Genomic DNA, 17399 nt, shown 5'->3' with positions numbered 1-17399 from the left:
GGGCACATCTGACCGACATACTCATCTCCGCGGGGAAACACATCGACGATATCGAGCCTGATGGCATCTTCACCCGACCTAGACGAGACACACGCCATTGATGAAGATACACAGCCAACGATACAGGCTGAACCGGTCAAGCAGAAATTATCGGTGTCCGGGATTCGACTCAGCCCGCGTTGACGTTGTTCGCGACCTGTTCGAAGATCTCGCGAGGCATGATCGAGCCTTCGCGGCGGATGGTCTCCGGATCGAGTCGGATCACACGGTCGAGACGGATCTCAGAGGGCCTGCCCTGTGAGTCCCACTCTCCGCTGCCGATGTTCATCCACTTGGCGTGGCGGTCCTCGCGGACCTCTCCGACGCCACCTGGAATGTGGTCCGTGCTGGTGAGCATGAGTGCCAGTACCCAGCGTCCGTCTTTGCCCACGACCAAGGACGGGCGATCCTTGCCTTGGCTGTGGTCCTCTTCGAAGGGGATCCATCCCCAGACGACTTCGCCCGGATCGGCGTCGCCGTCGAGATCGGGTGCATAGGAGACGTTGACCGCGCCGCGGTAGTCACCGGGGTAGTCGCCTCCCTTCGCCGAGGCGGATCCCGACGACCGTCCATCACCCTGTGGGGGACCGCTGGGGCGCGGTTCCGAACCCTGCGAACCTGACTTCTTCCGCTGTGAATCTTTGTAGTATTTGACGCCTTCTCTGACGCCGATCCTGACGACGCGACTGACCAGTGATTTCCAACTCATGTGCACTGATCCTAATCGACGCGGCGCAGAACCGCTTCGACCGGAAAGTGGTCGGAGGGATATTCGCCACCAGCGGAGAAGGTATTGATCCGGGTCGACACGGTCTGCAGGTCTGATGTCGTGAGGATCCAATCGATGCGAGGGTCGCCGTCCTTCGGCCCCTTGTAGCGGTGGAAGGTGCCGATGTTCTCACCCGGGACGGCAGCCCCTGTGTCGGTGAGTCCCAGCTCGGTGCAGAAATAGTTGTACACGGGGGATCCGGTGGCGACATTGAAATCTCCGGTGACCACGCAAGGTCCGGCCGCCTCGGCGAGGTGATCGGCCATGATCTTCCCCGACTCCAGACGAGCCTCCTCTGATCTGTGGTCGAGGTGGGTGTTGAGCAGGCGCAGCGGCTGCTTGGTCACCAGGTCACGGAAGTCCACGACCGTCAGGGTCCGGGCATGGGAGACGCCCCAGGATTCGGAGGCGACTGTCTCCGGCTGTTCGGAGAGCCAGCTGATGTCGACCCTGTCGACGTCGAAGCGGGACGAATCGTAGATGACGGCGGTGAATTCCCCGGAGTTGCCGCCCGAATGGCCCTCGCCCAGCCAGACGTACTCCTTGGGGAGAAGACTGATGAGATTCTCGAGCTGGTCGAGTTCACCCTCCTGCGTGCCGATGATGTGAGGGCGAGCCTGGGTGATGAGCTCGGCGGCGATGGGCAGCCGTGTGGCCACGGGGTGCCCGTCGAGAGCGGGATATCTGAGGTTGAAGGTCATGATCGAGAAGTCGCTCATGGCACAATCTTCGCCGATCAGGGCCGAAAGTGGGGGATCAGAGCCCGAATTCTCGGTGAGTTCGTGTGACTTCGTCCCGACTCTATGTGTGGCTTTGCAGAGCAGGGGAGAGCACGCTCGGGGGTGCGGAGGATTCCAGTCTGGCGCACAACCCATGGAACAATGGAGATTCTGGTCTGTCGAAGGAAGGGCGTTCATGTCACCTCAGGTGAAGCCACAAGCACTCGAACGGATTTCTCCGTCCGCTACATCACCCGAGTTGATCCGCAATTTCTGCATCATCGCTCACATCGACCACGGCAAATCGACCCTGGCCGACAGGATGCTCCAGGTTACCGGTGCGGTTCAGCCGCGTGATATGCGTGCTCAGTACCTCGACCGGATGGACATCGAACGCGAACGCGGAATCACGATCAAGTCCCAGGCTGTGCGTATGGCCTGGGAGAACGAGGGCACTCCCTTCGCTCTGAATATGATCGACACTCCGGGACACGTTGACTTCAGCTACGAGGTCTCCAGGTCCCTGGCTGCCTGCGAAGGTGCCCTCCTCCTCGTCGACGCAGCACAGGGCATCGAAGCCCAGACGCTGGCCAACCTCTACATGGCCATGGAGAACGATCTTGCGATCATTCCAGTGCTCAACAAGATCGACCTCCCCGCTGCCCAGCCTGAGAAGTACGCGGAAGAACTCGCGAACCTCATCGGCTGCGAACCGGAGGACTGCCTGCTGGTGTCCGGCAAGACCGGCGAAGGCGTCGACGCGGTCCTCGACCGCATCATCTCCGACATTCCTGCACCTGTCGGCGATGCCGATGCCCCGGCGCGAGCCATGATCTTCGACTCCGTCTACGACACCTACCGGGGTGTCGTGACGTACGTCCGCCTCATCGACGGTGCCCTGCACCCGCGTGAGAAGCTGACGATGATGTCGACCGGCAGCACCCACGAACTTCTTGAGATCGGGGTCTCCTCTCCGGAGCCGAAGGCTACGAAGGGCCTCGGCGTCGGTGAGGTCGGCTACCTCATCACCGGAGTCAAGGACGTGCGCCTGTCCAAGGTCGGCGATACTGTCACCCTGAATTCCGCTCCAGCTACGCAGGCGCTCGACGGCTACAAAGAACCCAAGCCCATGGTGTACTCCGGGCTGTTCCCGATCGACGGTTCGGACTACCCGGTCCTGCGCGACGCGCTCGACAAGCTCAAGCTCAACGACGCTTCGCTGGCCTATGAGCCGGAGACCTCGACGGCGCTGGGCTTCGGCTTCCGCTGCGGGTTCCTCGGGCTCCTCCACCTCGAAGTTCTGCGCGACCGACTCGAACGCGAATACGACCTCGACCTCATTTCCACCGCACCCAGCGTGATCTACGACGTCACCCTGGAAGACGGAACGGAGATGGAGGTCACGAACCCCAGCGAGTATCCGACGGGCAAGATCAAAGAGGTCCGCGAACCCATGGTCAAGGCCACGATCCTCACCCCGAGCGACTACATCGGTGCGGTCATGGAACTGTGCCAGACGCGTCGCGGCAGCCTGCAGGGGATGGACTATCTGTCCTCAGACCGAGTCGAGATCCGCTACCGACTGCCGTTGGCGGAGATCGTCTTCGACTTCTTCGACCAGCTGAAGTCGAAGACCAAGGGCTACGCGACCCTCGACTACTCCGATGACGGACAGGACGCAGCGGATCTGGTCAAGGTCGATATCCTGCTCCATGGGGATCAGGTCGATGCCTTCTCTGCGATCGTCCACCGCGACAACTCTTACTCCTACGGCGTGCTCATGGCTGGCAAGCTGCGCAAACTGATCCCGCGCCAGCAGTTCGAGGTGCCGATCCAGGCCGCCATCGGTTCGCGCATCATCGCCCGCGAGACCATTCGTGCCATCCGCAAGGACGTTCTGAGCAAGTGCTACGGCGGCGACATCAGCCGTAAGCGCAAGCTGCTCGAGAAGCAGAAGGAAGGCAAGAAGCGGATGAAGGTGGTCGGCAACGTCGAGGTCCCTCAGGAGGCCTTCATCGCCGCGCTGTCCTCCGATGAGCCGGAGACCAAGAAAGACGCCAAGAAGTAAGTGCCGGCACAACCGACTGGGGAGACTCCACCGCTCGACGGTTCGCTGCCGGCGTCGGCCGGGGTCGGCGCGGCCGCTCGCGGCCTGAGCCTCTACGTTCACGTCCCCTATTGCCGAGTCCGCTGCGGCTACTGCGACTTCAACACCTACACGGCAGAAGATCTGGGCCCTGGGGCCTCCCGCGACGACTACCGCAGCAATCTTTCCCGAGAGCTCGACCTCTCGGTCCGTGTCCTCGCCGAGGCGGGTGCTGGTGACCGTGAGGTGACGACGATCTTCTTCGGTGGCGGCACCCCGACGATGTTGGCCGCCGAGGTGTTGGCCGGGGTGATGGATGACATCCGTGATCGTTTCCGGCTGGCTCCCGATGTGGAGGTCACGACCGAAGCGAACCCGGACACTTTGGATCCGGCTTATATCGCGACCCTGGCCGCTGCCGGGTTCACCAGGATCTCCTTGGGCATGCAGTCAGCCGTGCCCCATGTGCTCGCTACCCTCGATCGCACTCACGATCCGGCGAAGATTCCGGATGTGGCTCGGTGGATCAAAGAGGCCGGTCTGGAACTCAGCCTCGACCTCATCTACGGAACACCGGGGGAGTCCATCGACGACTGGCGCAGGTCACTTGAGGTGGCGCTGAGCAACGACGTCGACCATATCTCTGCCTATTCGCTCATCGTCGAACCCGGCACGAAGATGGGCGCCATGGTTCGCCGTGGTGAACTGCCGATGCCCGACGAAGACGATCTGGCCGATAAGTATGAGATCGCCGATGCCGCCATGGCGGCTGCTGGTCTGCACTGGTACGAGGTCAGCAACTGGTCGACGTCAGCCGAGACCCGCTGTGACCACAACATGGCCTACTGGCGCAATGCCGATTGGTGGGGTTTCGGACCCGGAGCCCACTCGCACGTCGGGGGAGTGCGGTTCTGGAACGCCAAACATCCCCGTGCCTGGTCCGACCGATTGCTCGCAGGCGAGTCACCTGCCATCGGGCGTGAGGTCCTCGACGAGTCGACGCAGGAGATCGAGCGGATCATGCTCGCAGCCCGCATCGATTCGGAACTGCCACTGGACTCGTTGGGAGCAGGCAGCGAGCGGGCGATCCGCGGCTTTGTGAAACAGGGATTGCTCGATGGTGACGCCGTGGACGAAGGTCGCTTCGAACCCACTCTGCAGGGACGGCTCATGGCGGACTATATGGTTCGTATCCTGACCGACTACGTGGACTGAATCGGCTCCGAGGCCTGAACTCGGTCAGCTGAACGCAGGCCCAGCGAACTGAACCGAACGCGAAGAAGCCGCTGTCATCGATTGCGATGGCAGCGGCTTCTTGATGCTGAAACGACTCTCAGCTCATGGGGTGGACCTGATCACTTCACGAAGTTGATCACGAGGGGGAACTGATAGCCCTCTCCCTTGCTCCCGGCTACAGCGGCGATGATGTAGAGCACCGTGTAGAGGAGCGGGACGAGGAATGCCAGGAAATAGACGAAGAACCCGAGACCGAAGGTGACGAGCGCGAGGACGAAGCCGATGACCATGAACACCATGACGGCCGCGAACGTGGCGATGAGGTTCGTGATCATGGCGTTGAGGCCCTGTCGTGAATGTTCGCGCACGTAGGGCGATTCGTCCTTCTTGATGAGGAACATGATCAGGGGCAGGAACCCGACGATGATCGACCCGAGGTGTGTCCAGAGAACTGTGGTTCTGTCGTTCTCGCTGGCCTGCCAGAACATCTCGGAGCCGGGGCCGTAGGCATTCTCCGGGAGCATCCGTGAGTCGAACAGCGCCGGATTTCCGACCGGTTGTCCTGGTCCGTAGCCGTACGCCTGCTGCCCATAGGGCTGCTGGGCATACTGCTGTTGACCCTGCCCATACTGTCCCTGGCCGTACGCTTGCTGTTGCCCGGACTGCTGCTGGCCGCTGTAGGCCTGCTGCGAACCGTAACCTGGCTGCTGCGAACCGTAGTTCGGCTGCTGACCGGGCTGCTGCGATCCGAAACCGGGCTGAGCCGGCTGGCCCTGCTGTGAACCGTAGGTCTGCGGAGCGGGATTCGGCTGCTGGGAACCATAGTTCTGGTTCTGCTGGCTGTAGGGCTGTTGGGGTCCAGAGGCCTGAGAATAGTTCGGTGGCATGGGACGCGACTGGTCAGAGCCGTTGTTGGGCTGCTGGGGGTTATAAGACATGCGGGTCCTTTCAGAGCTTCTGGTCATTCACACTATCGGAAATGCTCTGGCGCCGAATGGGGGAAAGCCCGAATCGTGTACCAGATCGATCACAAACTCCCTGGGGCCTCAACTGACCTGCGTTTTCCCCGTCCCGGTGGCTTATCCGAACGGCGTCTCACCCGACCGTCACAAAGTCGATGAGCTCCTCGACTCGACCGGAGAGCGTGGGTTCGACGTCGGCGATGGTGCTGACCTTGCCCAGAATGCGAACCCAGCCGCGTGCCACATCCCGGTGATCGGCGTGGGGCCAGCCGATTCGCTTCAGGATTCCCGTCTTCCAGTCCTCGCCCCGGGGGACGACGGGCCATTCCCTGATGCCCACGACATGAGGCTTGACCGCCTGCCAGATGTCGACATAGGGGTGTCCGATGATGTGGACGACATCGCGATAGCGAGGATCGGCACGCACCGCATCGGCGATCTTGGACTCCTTGGTGCCAGAGACCAGATGGTCGGCGAGAACCCCGACGCGGTGCTCCTTGTCGGGACCGAAGGCAGCGAGCTTGTCAGCGACGTCATCCAAGCCGCCCAGGGGTTCGACGACGACTCCCTCGATGCGCAGATCGTCACCCCAGATCTTCTCCACCAGTTCAGCATCATGTTTGCCCTCGACCCAGATGCGCGATCCCCGAGCCACTCGAGCCCGCGCATTGCCGACTGCCCGCGACCCCGAGGCCGTGCGACCTGGGGCCGATTTCTTCTTGGCAGGGAGCTTGATGTCTACGGGTTTGCCCTCAAGCAGGAAGCCGGGCCCCAGCGGGAATGCGCGGACCTTGCCTGCACGGTCCTCGAGATTGACGACGACGCCGGCGGTGGTCTTCTCGGCGCCGACGACGGCACCGACATATCCGGTCATGGCATCCTCGAGGACCATTCCGAGTGCGAGCTCGACAGGGGTGGACTTCTTGGGCCGGTGCGAGGAAGGAGAGGAACCTGCCAGTACATCGGGTCCGTAGCGATCAAAGGTATTCACGGTCAACCACCCTAATCAAGGACTCGGCGCGATGGGCGGTGACCCGCTGGGACAGGGGCGAAAGTGAATTCGAACTGCAAGAGGCGTAGAATTGGCACTCAAGGCAGATGAGTGCCAAATGCAGCGCCGAACTCAAGGAGGGACGAATGAACGACAGCAGACGAGCACAGGTTCTGCGTGCGATCGTCGAAGACTTCGTCGCCACCAATGAACCCGTCGGTTCGAAGGCCATCGTTCAGCGCCATACGCTCGGAGTTTCGCCGGCCACGATCCGCAACGACATGGCTCACCTCGAGCAGGAGGGCTACATCGCGCAGCCCCATACCTCCGCCGGTCGGATCCCAACCGACCTGGGCTACCGGATGTTCGTTGACCGCATCGACGACTTCAAACCGCTGACCCAGGCTGAGCGGCGTGCGATCTTCCAGCTCATCGACGGAAACGGGGACCTCGATGACATGCTCGACCGTACGGTGCGAGTCCTCTCGGGTCTGACCCACCAGGTGGCCCTGATCCAGTACCCGACGGTCTCTCGCGCCACGATCAAACACATCGAGGTCGTGGGCCTGGGGCCCAACCGCATCCTCGTCGTCCTCATCACCGATGCCGGTCAGGTCGAACAGAAGGTCGTGATCACACCGGGAGTCATCGACGACGAATCACTGCGCGGAATCCGCGATGAGGTCAACACCGAATTCTCCGGCCAGAAGCTCTCAAAGGTGATGAGCACGGTCACCCCCAGCACCACGGGCGCGGTCGCCGACGGCACCGAGACAGAACCCCTCGGCGGAGCCAACTCAGTCGGCGCTGAGCTCGCCGCGGCTCTGACGCAGGTGCGAGCCGCAGTCACAGATCTTGTCATCGCCACGCGTGAAGAACGCATCATCATGGCAGGCACCGCGAACCTGGCTCGCTCCGGACGGGAGTTCGGTGAGAAGATGGCACCGATCCTCGAAGCTTTCGAAGAGCAGGTCGTACTGCTCAAGCTGCTGACATCGATGGCCGAGGACCAAGAGGAGATCAGCGTTCGGATCGGTCGTGAGAATACTCACGAGTCATTCAGCTCGACATCCCTCGTGGCCGCCGAATATGGTCATGACGCGGGCTCCTCCGCGCGATTGGCTGTGCTCGGGCCGACCCGGATGGACTATCCGACGACGATCACCGCTGTGCGAGCCGTGGCGAAGTACGTCTCCTCTGTCCTCGATCAGAGCTAGATGTACCGATCCGACAGCGCACAGCACAGCGCGAACAAGCACCACTGCGAACAGGCACGACAACGCGAACAACCCACACCACCAGGGAGAGAGAAGTTTCTGTGGCCGATCACTATGAAACACTCGGAGTGTCCAAAGACGCTTCGGCGGCTGAAATCAAATCGTCCTACCGAAAGCTGGCCCGGAAGTATCACCCCGATGTGAACCCCGGCCACGAGGATGAGTTCAAAGCCATTTCCCTTGCCTACGACGTTCTCTCCGACTCGGAGAAGCGCCGCAACTACGACATGGGCGGCGGCGAGAACGGACAGGGCTTCCCTGCCGGCGGTGGCGGCTTCGGCGGCTTCGGCGACATCTTCGAAACCTTCTTCGGCGGAGGGGCCGGCTCAGCCGGTGGCCCGATGCCGCGCACGCAGCGTGGCAAGGACGCGCTCGTGGGAGTCAACATCGACCTGGAGACCGCCGCATTCGGCGGCAACATCGACCTCGACGTCGCTACTGCCGTGGTCTGTGACACCTGTTCGGGTGCTGGAACACAGCAGGGCACCTCCGTTGAGACCTGCACCCTGTGCCACGGAGCCGGCAGCGTCCAGCGCATGACCCGGACACTGCTGGGCCAGATGGTGACTAACCAGACCTGCAACTCCTGCCACGGCTACGGCACCGTCATTCCCAACCCCTGCCTCAACTGCCAGGGAGACGGCCGCGTCCGCAAGCAGCGGACCATGAAGATCCGCATCCCCGCCGGAGTCTCCGACGGAACGCGCATCCAGCTCTCCTCCCAGGGCGAGGTGGGACCCGGAGGTGGACCTGCCGGCGATCTCTTCGTCGAGGTCATGGTGACCCGTCACGAAGTCTTCCAGCGCGACGGTGACAACCTGCGCGCCTCCGTTTCGGTGCCGATGACCGCGGCCGCCCTCGGCGCCTCGATCCCGTTCGATACCTTCGACGGCACTCAGGATCTCTCGATCGAGGCCGGCATCCAGTCCGGCACCGTCGTCAAGCTTCCCGGACTCGGCGCCTCCCGTCTGCGTTCGGAGACCCGAGGCGACCTCCTCATCACGGTCGACGTGATGACACCGGACAAACTCGACGATGAGCAGAAGGACCTGCTGTCGCAGTTGGCGAAGCTGCGCGATGAGGAGACTCCACGCGCGCAGATCACCACCCAGAACCGAGGCATGTTCTCCCGCATGCGTGAGAAGTTCGCCGGTCGGTGAGTCTTCCCGTCTTCTTCTCCTCCCAGGTCGCCGAGGCGGCCGCCGGTCAGGTGCTCACTTTCGGTGAGGACGTGGCCGGGCACGCGGTCCGAGTCCGCAGACTCGGACCCGGGGATGAGCTCGAAGTCGTCGACGGAGCCGGCACTCGCGTGCGCGGAACCGTCACGAGCGCCTCGGCGAATGAAATGGGACTTCAGGTTGCTTCGGTGACCCACGCCGAGGTGGAACGACCGCGGTTGGTCCTCGTGCAGGCTCTGGCGAAAGCCGACCGCGATCTGCAGGCGATCGAAGCCGCCACAGAGATCGGAGTCGACGAGGTGGTCCCGTGGGCCGCCGAACGCTCGATCGCCGATTGGCCCGCGAAGAAGCGCGACAAACTCGCCGCCAAATGGGACAACGTCCTGCGGGCTGCGTCTCTGCAGGCCAGACGCGCCCGCTTCCCACTGCGTCACGATCTGGTCCGCGGCACCGGATTGGCAGGGGCACTGTCCGAGGGCGATACCGTCTACGTCCTCCACGAGGCGGCCGAGCTGAAACTCTCCCAGGCACTGTCTCGGTTTGATGCCGGTTCGGACCGCATCGTCTTGGTCGTGGGACCCGAAGGCGGCATCAGCGACGCCGAGCTCGAGGCCCTGTCGGCCATCGGCGCCGACACAGTGCTCCTGGGCCCGACGGTCCTGCGTTCGTCCTCGGCCGGAGCAGCCGGCCTCGTCATGGCTCAGAATTCATTGGGCCGTTGGTGACGAAGCGGACTACGATGGAAGCACACAATTGCAGTACTCCCACAAGTACTCACAGTCACTAAGGATCATTCTGGACACCTCCACTCAGCCCACGAACTCTGTGAACAGCACACCTGCCGAAGCAGCCTCATCGGACACAGTGCGTCTCGTGATTCCCGACTCCATCGATCTGGTCGAGTTCTTCGGGCCGGGGGAGTCGAACCTGCGGAAGCTCGAGCGCGTCTTCCCCGAGCTCAATCTGCATGTGCGCGCCAACCAGGTGCAGGCCAGCGGTGAGCCGACGCGCGTGGCGGCATTCGTCTCCGTGATCGGGGAACTCAAGAAGCTGCACGCCTCGGGCCACCGCATCAACGAGGAGACGATCGACAGGGTCGCGTCGTTCTCCTCTGAAGGACAGGCCGCCTCGGCGGTGATGGGCACGAACATCCTGTCCACACGCGGAAAGTCGATCCGTCCCAAGACGATGGGCCAGCACGACTACGTGAAGGCGATCCGCAATCACACGATCACCTTCGGCATCGGTCCTGCAGGCACGGGCAAGACGTACCTCGCCATGGCGATGGCCATCAACGCCCTGCAGCACAAAGAGGTCTCACGCATCATCCTCACCCGCCCGGCCGTCGAGGCAGGGGAGAGCCTGGGCTACCTGCCCGGGACGCTGAACGAGAAGATCGACCCCTACGTGCGTCCCCTCTACGACGCCCTGCACGACATGGTCGACCCCGAGTCGATCCCGCTGCTCATCGAAACGGGCACGATCGAGGTGGCCCCGCTGGCGTATATGCGCGGCCGCACTCTCAACGATGCGTTCATCATCCTCGACGAGGCGCAGAACACGACCGGTGAGCAGATGAAGATGTTCCTCACCCGTCTGGGCTTCGGAGCTCGCATGGTCGTCACCGGTGACGTCTCTCAGATCGACCTGCCGGGCAAGACCCGCAGCGGTCTCAACGTCGTCCAGGACATCCTGACCGGAATCGAAGACCTGAAATTCTGCCACTTGGGCAGCAAGGACGTCGTCCGCCACTCGCTGGTGACGAAGATCGTCGACGCCTACGACCTGTGGGGAAGCAGCGAATGAATACCGAGATCTCCAACGAAACCGATGAGTCGATCGACCTCGACGAGGTTGTCGCTCTGACCGAATACCTGGGTCAGGCTCTGCACATGCACCCCGGCGCCGAACTCGCGGTGACCATGGTCGATGCCACGGCGATGGCAGAACTCCACGTCACCTGGATGGACCTCGAGGGACCCACCGACGTGATGTCGTTCCCGATGGACCAGCTCACCCAGGGCCAGCCCGGTGCTCCCACCGAGGGCCAGATGGGCGACATCATCATCTGCCCCGAGGTGGCCGCTGCCCAGGCATCGTCGTCTGGCCATACGACCATGGACGAGGTGCTGCTGCTGACGGTCCACGGTTTCCTGCACCTGCTCGGCTATGACCACGGTGAGCCCGCGGAGAAGGAAGAGATGTTCACCCTGCAGCGTCATCTTCTGCTGACCTTCTTCGCCGCCCGCTACGACGGTCGCACCGACATCCCCTCACCGACCGAGGTCTGAGCCGTGCTCTGGCTGTTCCTCGGCGCCGCCCTGTGTCTCGTGATCTCGGCGACGCTGTCCGCGGTGGACGCGGCTCTGCTCAGCGTCTCCCATCAGGCGATCCAGGATGCGAAGGACGAAGGTAAGAAGGCCGCATTCCGGGCCGAGAAGATCCTCGTCGATCTGCCCACCAACATCAACGTCATCATCTTCGTCCGCAACTTCCTCGAAGCACTGGCGACGGTCTTCATCGCGTTGGCGTATAACTCGATCTACTCGGTGGGACCGCTCATGGTCGTGCTCACCGTGCTGACCGCCTCGATCGCGGTCTTCGTCGTCGCCGGAGTGTCCCCGCGGACCATCGGGCGACGTCGTTCCCTGGCCGTGTGCCTCAACCTCAGCTGGGTCGTGGGTGCGGCACTCGTCGTGCTCAAGCCGCTGACGAAGATCCTCGTCCTCCTCGGCAACCTGCTGACCCCGGACCGCGTCTACAAGGACGGACCGTTCGTGACCTCGGATCAGCTGCGTGACCTCGTCGAGCGAGCCAGCGAATCGGATGTCATCGAAGACGGCGAACGCGAGATGATCCAGTCCGTGTTCAACCTCTCCGACACCTCGGCGAATGAGGTCATGGTTCCGCGCACGGACCTCGTGACCGTCAACTCCGGCACTCCGCTGTCGAAGGTGATGAACCTCTTCTTCCGGTCGGGATTCTCACGGATTCCCGTCAGCGGTGAGGACCTCGATGACATTCGCGGGGTCGCCTACCTCAAGGACGTCGCCCGCCGCCTCCACCTCCACCCGGAGGACGCGGAGCGACCGGTCGACATCCTGGCGCGAGGAGTTCTCTTCGTTCCCGAAACCAAACCCGCCGATGAACTGATGGAGCAGATGCAGGTCGATTCGACGCACCTGGCGATCCTCATCGACGAATACGGCGGCACCGCCGGACTCGTCACCATCGAAGATATCGTCGAGGAGATCGTCGGCGAGATCGAAGACGAATACGACACCAGCGATGATGAGCTCGTCGAGGTCGATGACGGGTCATTCGTCATCAGCACCCGCATGTCCATCTCCGACTTCGCCGACTACTTCGATGTGAAGATCGACGAAGATGACGTCAACAGCGTCGGCGGACTTCTCACGAAGCTCATCGGCCGCGTTCCCATCGACGGCTCGAACGCACGGATCGAGGGTCTCATCATCGAAGCGATGGAGGGCCAGGGCCGCCGCCACCGCATCACCCACGTCAGGGTCACGAAGGAAGAGAACTGAAATGGAATTTCGCACGGACTATCCTGAGAACTACCGAGCCGGGTTCGCCTGCTTCGTGGGCCGACCGAACACCGGGAAATCGACGCTGACGAACGCTCTGGTGGGGGAGAAGGTGGCGATCACCTCGGCGAAGCCCCAAACCACACGGCACACGATCCGCGGCATCGTCCACAAAGACGATCACCAGCTGATCCTCGTCGACACCCCGGGACTCCACAAGCCGCGGACGCTGCTGGGCAGCCGCCTCAACGACCTCGTGGCCTCGACGCTGAGCGAAGTCGACGTCATCGGCTTCTGCCTGCCCGCCGATGAGCCCATCGGCCCCGGTGACCGATACATCGCCTCACAGCTCGAACTCCTCGACGGCCGCACCCCGATCGTGGCGCTGGTGACGAAGACCGACAAGGTCCCCCAGGAGAAGGTCGCCGAGGCGCTGCTGGCAGTCGGCCAACTCGCCGACTTCGCCGATGTGGTCCCCGTCTCCGCCGTCGACGGGTTCCAGATCGACACGGTCGATACCGTGCTGACCGGTCACCTGCCCGTCTCACCGCCGCTCTACCCGGAGGGCGAGCTCACCGACGAACCCGAAGAGATGATGATCGCCGAACTCGTCCGCGAGGCCGCGCTCGAGGGAGTCCGTGATGAGCTGCCCCACTCCCTGGCCGCACAGGTCGAGGAGATGTATCCCCGTGAGGGACGCAGTGAGGACAATCCGCTGTGGAACGTCCACGTCAATCTCTATGTCGAACGATCCAGCCAGAAGGCGATCATCATCGGCAAGGGCGGCAGTCGACTCAAGGCGATCGGCAGCGAATCCCGGCGCGGCATCGAAGCACTGCTCGGAACCAAGGTCTACCTCGATCTGCATGTGAAGATCGCCAAGGACTGGCAGCGTGATCCCAAGCAGCTGGGGCGTCTGGGCTTCGACTTCAGCTGAGAGGACTCTCACGCCGGGCTCAGTTGATTGACAGCGTGTGGCCTGCAATAGACTAGGCCGGGTGAATGCCGAGCAGACTCTGGTCGCCCTGAGCGACCGTTCCCCCCAAGTTGCACCCGACGAACTCATTGCGGGCCTCGTCCCGCCACCGCAGTTCCATGACGTGTCCTTCGCCAGCTACCGCACCGACGACACGGAGCCCTCGCAGGCTCAGGCGCGCAACAAGCTTGAGGAATTCGTGGCGTCGTCGACGTCGAAGGGCTTCCTCGGCAAACTGTTCTCGAAGGGCAAGGACGGGCCCAAGGGCGTCTACCTCGACGGCGGCTACGGTGTGGGCAAGACCCACCTCCTGGCCTCGGCATGGCATGCCAATGAGAAGCCGGCGACCTTCGGCACCTTCGTCGAATACACGAACCTCGTCGGCGCCCTCGGCTTCGTCCGTGCCCGAGACGACCTCTCGAAGATGAAACTCGTCTGCGTCGACGAGTTCGAACTCGACGATCCCGGCGACACGGTGCTCATGTCACGACTCATGCGTGAACTCACCGATGCCGGCGTGAAGATCATCGCGACCTCGAACACCCTGCCCGGGTCGTTGGGAGAGGGACGCTTCGCGGCACAGGACTTCCTCCGCGAGATCCAGGCGCTGGCTGACCAGTTCGACATCTACCGGATCGAAGGCAAAGACTACCGTCACCGAGGTCTGAGCGAGCCGGCCGCGCCTGTTGCGGCAGAGAACCTCGATGCTGCCACCGCGGAACTCACGGGCACGGTCGCCCGCGACGACTTCCCGACGCTGCTGAAGCATCTCTCCACGGTCCATCCCTCCCGGTACGGCCGGATGGTCGACGGCGTCGACGCAGCAGTGTGGGAGGACGTGGAGACGATCGATAACGAGGGCGTGGCTCTGCGCTTCGTCGCACTTGTCGACCGGCTCTATGACCGCAACGTCACGATCATCAACTCGGGACAGGCGCTGAACAAGGTCTTCACCGAGGAATCGTTGGCCGGCGGCTATCGGAAGAAGTACATGCGCTGTCTCTCGCGTCTGACAGCGCTCTCCTCGCAGTAGGCGGGTCTCGCAGCGTTACTGCAGGTCGCTATTGCAGGTCGAGGTATCTGAGGACTTCGAGCTCGGGAACCCAGTCGGGGATCCCGATGATCTTGAATACTGCCCAGACGACCACGGCGACGAACGCCGCGGTCACTGCGCCGACGGTCCAGCGCACCCATAGGGGCTGCGCCATGATCCAATGTGTCCACTTCTCCACGTTGACTCGGACGAAGTGCAGGATCCTCTGCGCCCAGCGGAACTCGCTGGAGATGATGAACAGGCCGATGATGACGATGAGCCAACCGGGGCCCGGCAACGGTACGAGCAGCAGTCCGATGAGGACGATGAGTGTGCCCAGTCCGCCGACGATCATTCGGTAGAGGCGTGCCGTGTGCGGGTTGGCTGTGATAGTTCCGCGCCAGCGCAGAAAGCTCAGGCGGGTTCTGCGCCACGGTCGCACTCCGTGTTTGTGATGGCGCGACAGCCACCCTTCGGGGCGCTTGTCCTGGGGATGGTCATTCACTCTTCCAATATAAGTCGATGAGTCTGAAAGCTTGATTTGCGTGTGTGAGCACGATCACTCCGATTCGATTTTGCATGGACCGCCACCTGCGTATAGAGTTATATCTCGTTGCCAGGGAAACCGGGCAGCGAGAAATGCGGATGTGGCTCAGCTGGTAGAGCATCACCTTGCCAAGGTGAGGGTCGCGGGTTCGAATCCCGTCATCCGCTCGAAGGCGTCATGGCACTGCCTTGATGGTGGCGTGGCCGAGAGGCGAGGCAGCGGCCTGCAAAGCCGTATACACGGGTTCGAATCCCGTCGCCACCTCGGATTTTCCGTTGGTTTTCCATCGGTGAGTCGGCGCGATTGGCGCAGCGGTAGCGCGCTTCCTTCACACGGAAGAGGTCACTGGTTCGATCCCAGTATCGCGCACAGGGACCTTGTGTTCCGGTGCAACAAATGAATAAGGCGCGATTGGCGCAGCGGTAGCGCGCTTCCCTGACACGGAAGAGGTCACTGGTTCGATCCCAGTATCGCGCACAGAAGAAGCCCCGAGTGAATCACTCGGGGCTTCGTGCATTCATCCTCGGTCGCCGTCTGACCCATGCGTGAGCCTCGGCTTCGCCCGATGTGTCGGCCGTGTGTCAGGACTGCCACGCGTTTGTCATGGGGAAAGAGACTCATTCACTAGTACGCTAGTGAGGGTAACCATCGACGAAGACTTCGGAGCACTCATGTCTACTCCTCAGAACCCGTACGAACCGAACAACGGTTCTGGAAATCAGAACCCCAACGGTTCGGGCCCCGACAACCAGCCGCCCAGCGCGCCTGGCTTCTCGGGCGATCAGAACAGCGCGCCGCAGTACGGCTCGCAGAACAACGGACAGCAGCCGCAGTACGGCTCACAGAACGACCCGAACCAGCAGCCTCAGTACGGCTCCCAGCCTCAGTACGGCTCCCAGCCCCAGTACGGGCAGCAGAACGACGCAGGTGCCCCAGGCTACGACCAGAACCAGGGCGGCTACGACCAGAACCAGGGCGGTTACGACCAGGGCTATGGCGCCAACAGTCAGGGCTATGGCCAGGACCCCTACGGTCAGAACCAGGACGGCTACGGTCAGGGCTACGACGCCAATGCGCAGGGCTATGACGCGAACCAGTACGGCCAGCAGCCAGCCTATGCCGGTGCTGACGGTTCCTCGGACCAGTTCATCCCAGCCAACCCCAATGCGAGCTACGGATCCTATTCGGCCGGCTCGGGTAACAGCACATCGAAGAACATCTGGGGCATTCTCGCGCTGATCGGCGGCATCGTCGGCATCTTGCTGTCGATCTTCTTCGGGATCGGGTTCCTGTTCGGAGCTGCCGGTGTGATCTTCGCGTTCGTTGGTCTCTCCGCGATCAAGAAGGGGCTTGCCAACAACAAGGGTATGACGATCACCGGCATGATCCTCAGCTTCATCGCCATCCTGTTCTCGATCATCTCGGTCATCGTGACCCTGATCTTCGGCGGAATGTTCATCTCAGCGTTCGACGAAGCTGCCGACGAGCAGGCTGCTGAAGAGCAGGAAAAGGAGAATCCATTTGCCGAACCCACCACGATACCTCCTTCTGAACCAGTAACGGATCCTTCTGAATCCAGTGATTCGGGACCAGAACCAGCTCTTCCTGTCGAAAGCGGAGGCGTTGAGATCGGCACCGATCTGATCGCGGCTGTTGCCGTGAAATCGGACACTGCTGCCGATACTGCTGCTGGTGCGGAGGACACCAATGGCCAGATCGCTGTCGTGACCGTGACTTTGAAGAACAACTCCGGCTCCGATATCGATATGAGCAGCGCTCAGATGTCTGCGGACGATGGCGCCGGCAAGGAATATGCCGACGTCTTCGAGAGCGGCAAGTACAAGGCCAGCCTCGTGTTCGACACAACGGTTCCTGCCGGCGGCGAAAAGACCGTCCAACTCGCATATGGTGTTCCTTCGTCTGAACTCGACAAGGTCCACCTGAAGCTCGCGCTGGGCGAAGATCTGGGCAAGGGCAAGAATTTCGAATTCAGCAAGGCCGCGTGATCGAAGTCGGGACGACGCTCCGATCCCGACTG

16 protein-coding genes and 4 tRNA genes are annotated in these 17399 nt (G+C 62.3%); 15 read left to right on the top strand and 5 right to left on the bottom strand.

The annotated features are described in order from the left end of the window. Positions 1–169 precede the first annotated feature (169 nt). Positions 170–748: a type II toxin-antitoxin system PemK/MazF family toxin gene (locus CXR25_RS10805; RefSeq protein ID WP_009881476.1), complete on the bottom strand. Its 579-nt coding sequence runs from the start codon at positions 746–748 to the stop codon at positions 170–172. A gap of 11 nt (positions 749–759) precedes the next feature. Beyond that, on the bottom strand, positions 760–1527 hold the full coding sequence (locus tag CXR25_RS10800; protein ID WP_009881475.1) for an endonuclease/exonuclease/phosphatase family protein: 768 nt from the start codon (positions 1525–1527) through the stop codon (positions 760–762). A 196-nt stretch (positions 1528–1723) separates the two neighbouring features. On the opposite strand from CXR25_RS10800, the gene lepA reads away from it, so the two are divergent. Then, positions 1724–3595 (top strand): translation elongation factor 4, encoded by a 1872-nt coding sequence (gene lepA / locus CXR25_RS10795; protein WP_035277969.1) that lies wholly within the window; start codon positions 1724–1726, stop codon positions 3593–3595. Continuing rightward, the gene (gene hemW / locus CXR25_RS10790; protein ID WP_009881473.1) at positions 3596–4828 is read left to right on the top strand and encodes a radical SAM family heme chaperone HemW; all 1233 of its coding nucleotides are present in this window, start codon (positions 3596–3598) and stop codon (positions 4826–4828) included. Between the two features lie 140 nt (positions 4829–4968). Here the strand turns inward: hemW and CXR25_RS10785 are convergent, their stop codons facing one another. Together CXR25_RS10785 and CXR25_RS10780 are read right to left on the bottom strand one after the other, a co-directional pair. Then, positions 4969–5787, bottom strand: a complete 819-nt coding sequence (locus tag CXR25_RS10785; RefSeq protein WP_069600270.1) for a DUF4870 domain-containing protein — start codon at positions 5785–5787, stop codon at positions 4969–4971. Between the two features lie 157 nt (positions 5788–5944). Next, on the bottom strand, positions 5945–6808 hold the full coding sequence (locus tag CXR25_RS10780; protein WP_009881471.1) for a DUF3097 domain-containing protein: 864 nt from the start codon (positions 6806–6808) through the stop codon (positions 5945–5947). A gap of 140 nt (positions 6809–6948) precedes the next feature. On the opposite strand from CXR25_RS10780, the gene hrcA reads away from it, so the two are divergent. The 8 genes from hrcA (at position 6949) to zapE (ending at position 14814) form a co-directional block, all read left to right on the top strand. Beyond that, positions 6949–8019: a heat-inducible transcriptional repressor HrcA gene (gene hrcA, locus CXR25_RS10775; protein WP_069600269.1), complete on the top strand. Its 1071-nt coding sequence runs from the start codon at positions 6949–6951 to the stop codon at positions 8017–8019. Between the two features lie 101 nt (positions 8020–8120). Further along, the gene (gene dnaJ, locus CXR25_RS10770) at positions 8121–9239 is read left to right on the top strand and encodes a molecular chaperone DnaJ (protein WP_009881469.1); all 1119 of its coding nucleotides are present in this window, start codon (positions 8121–8123) and stop codon (positions 9237–9239) included. Further along, positions 9236–9982 carry a 16S rRNA (uracil(1498)-N(3))-methyltransferase gene (locus tag CXR25_RS10765; protein WP_009881468.1) on the top strand — a complete coding sequence of 249 codons (747 nt, stop codon included), beginning with the start codon at positions 9236–9238 and terminating at the stop codon, positions 9980–9982. Before dnaJ ends, CXR25_RS10765 begins: the two co-directional genes overlap by 4 nt. 28 nt (positions 9983–10010) lie before the next feature. Next, entirely contained in the window at positions 10011–11063 is a 1053-nt protein-coding gene (locus CXR25_RS10760; protein WP_009881467.1) for a PhoH family protein, read from the top strand. Next, positions 11060–11548, top strand: a complete 489-nt coding sequence (gene ybeY / locus CXR25_RS10755) for an rRNA maturation RNase YbeY (protein WP_009881466.1) — start codon at positions 11060–11062, stop codon at positions 11546–11548. Before CXR25_RS10760 ends, ybeY begins: the two co-directional genes overlap by 4 nt. Positions 11549–11551: 3 nt before the next feature. Next, entirely contained in the window at positions 11552–12805 is a 1254-nt protein-coding gene (locus CXR25_RS10750; protein WP_096145611.1) for a hemolysin family protein, read from the top strand. A 1-nt stretch (position 12806) separates the two neighbouring features. Further along, entirely contained in the window at positions 12807–13742 is a 936-nt protein-coding gene (era, locus tag CXR25_RS10745; RefSeq protein WP_009881464.1) for a GTPase Era, read from the top strand. A 61-nt stretch (positions 13743–13803) separates the two neighbouring features. Next, entirely contained in the window at positions 13804–14814 is a 1011-nt protein-coding gene (zapE, locus tag CXR25_RS10740; protein WP_009881463.1) for a cell division protein ZapE, read from the top strand. Positions 14815–14842: 28 nt separating this feature from the next. Here zapE and CXR25_RS10735 read toward each other — a convergent pair whose 3' ends face one another. Beyond that, a complete protein-coding gene (locus CXR25_RS10735; RefSeq protein ID WP_240518047.1) occupies positions 14843–15319 on the bottom strand; it encodes a PGPGW domain-containing protein in 477 nt (158 codons plus the stop codon). Between the two features lie 136 nt (positions 15320–15455). On the opposite strand from CXR25_RS10735, the gene CXR25_RS10730 reads away from it, so the two are divergent. From CXR25_RS10730 to CXR25_RS10710, 5 genes are all read left to right on the top strand, one after another. Further along, a tRNA-Gly gene (locus tag CXR25_RS10730) sits at positions 15456–15528 on the top strand. Positions 15529–15554: 26 nt separating this feature from the next. After that, positions 15555–15625: transfer RNA gene (locus CXR25_RS10725), tRNA-Cys, on the top strand. Between the two features lie 33 nt (positions 15626–15658). Beyond that, positions 15659–15730, top strand: a tRNA-Val gene (locus CXR25_RS10720). A gap of 36 nt (positions 15731–15766) precedes the next feature. Beyond that, positions 15767–15838: transfer RNA gene (locus CXR25_RS10715), tRNA-Val, on the top strand. A gap of 194 nt (positions 15839–16032) precedes the next feature. After that, positions 16033–17367 (top strand): DUF4352 domain-containing protein, encoded by a 1335-nt coding sequence (locus tag CXR25_RS10710; RefSeq protein ID WP_241212328.1) that lies wholly within the window; start codon positions 16033–16035, stop codon positions 17365–17367. The last annotated feature ends 32 nt before the right edge of the window (positions 17368–17399 follow it).

The sequence above is a fragment of the Brevibacterium aurantiacum genome, from assembly GCF_003932995.1.
GTDB lineage: Bacteria > Actinomycetota > Actinomycetes > Actinomycetales > Brevibacteriaceae > Brevibacterium > Brevibacterium aurantiacum.
The sequence above is the reverse complement of the archived record's forward strand: the minus strand, read 5'-3'. Positions and strand labels throughout refer to the sequence as shown.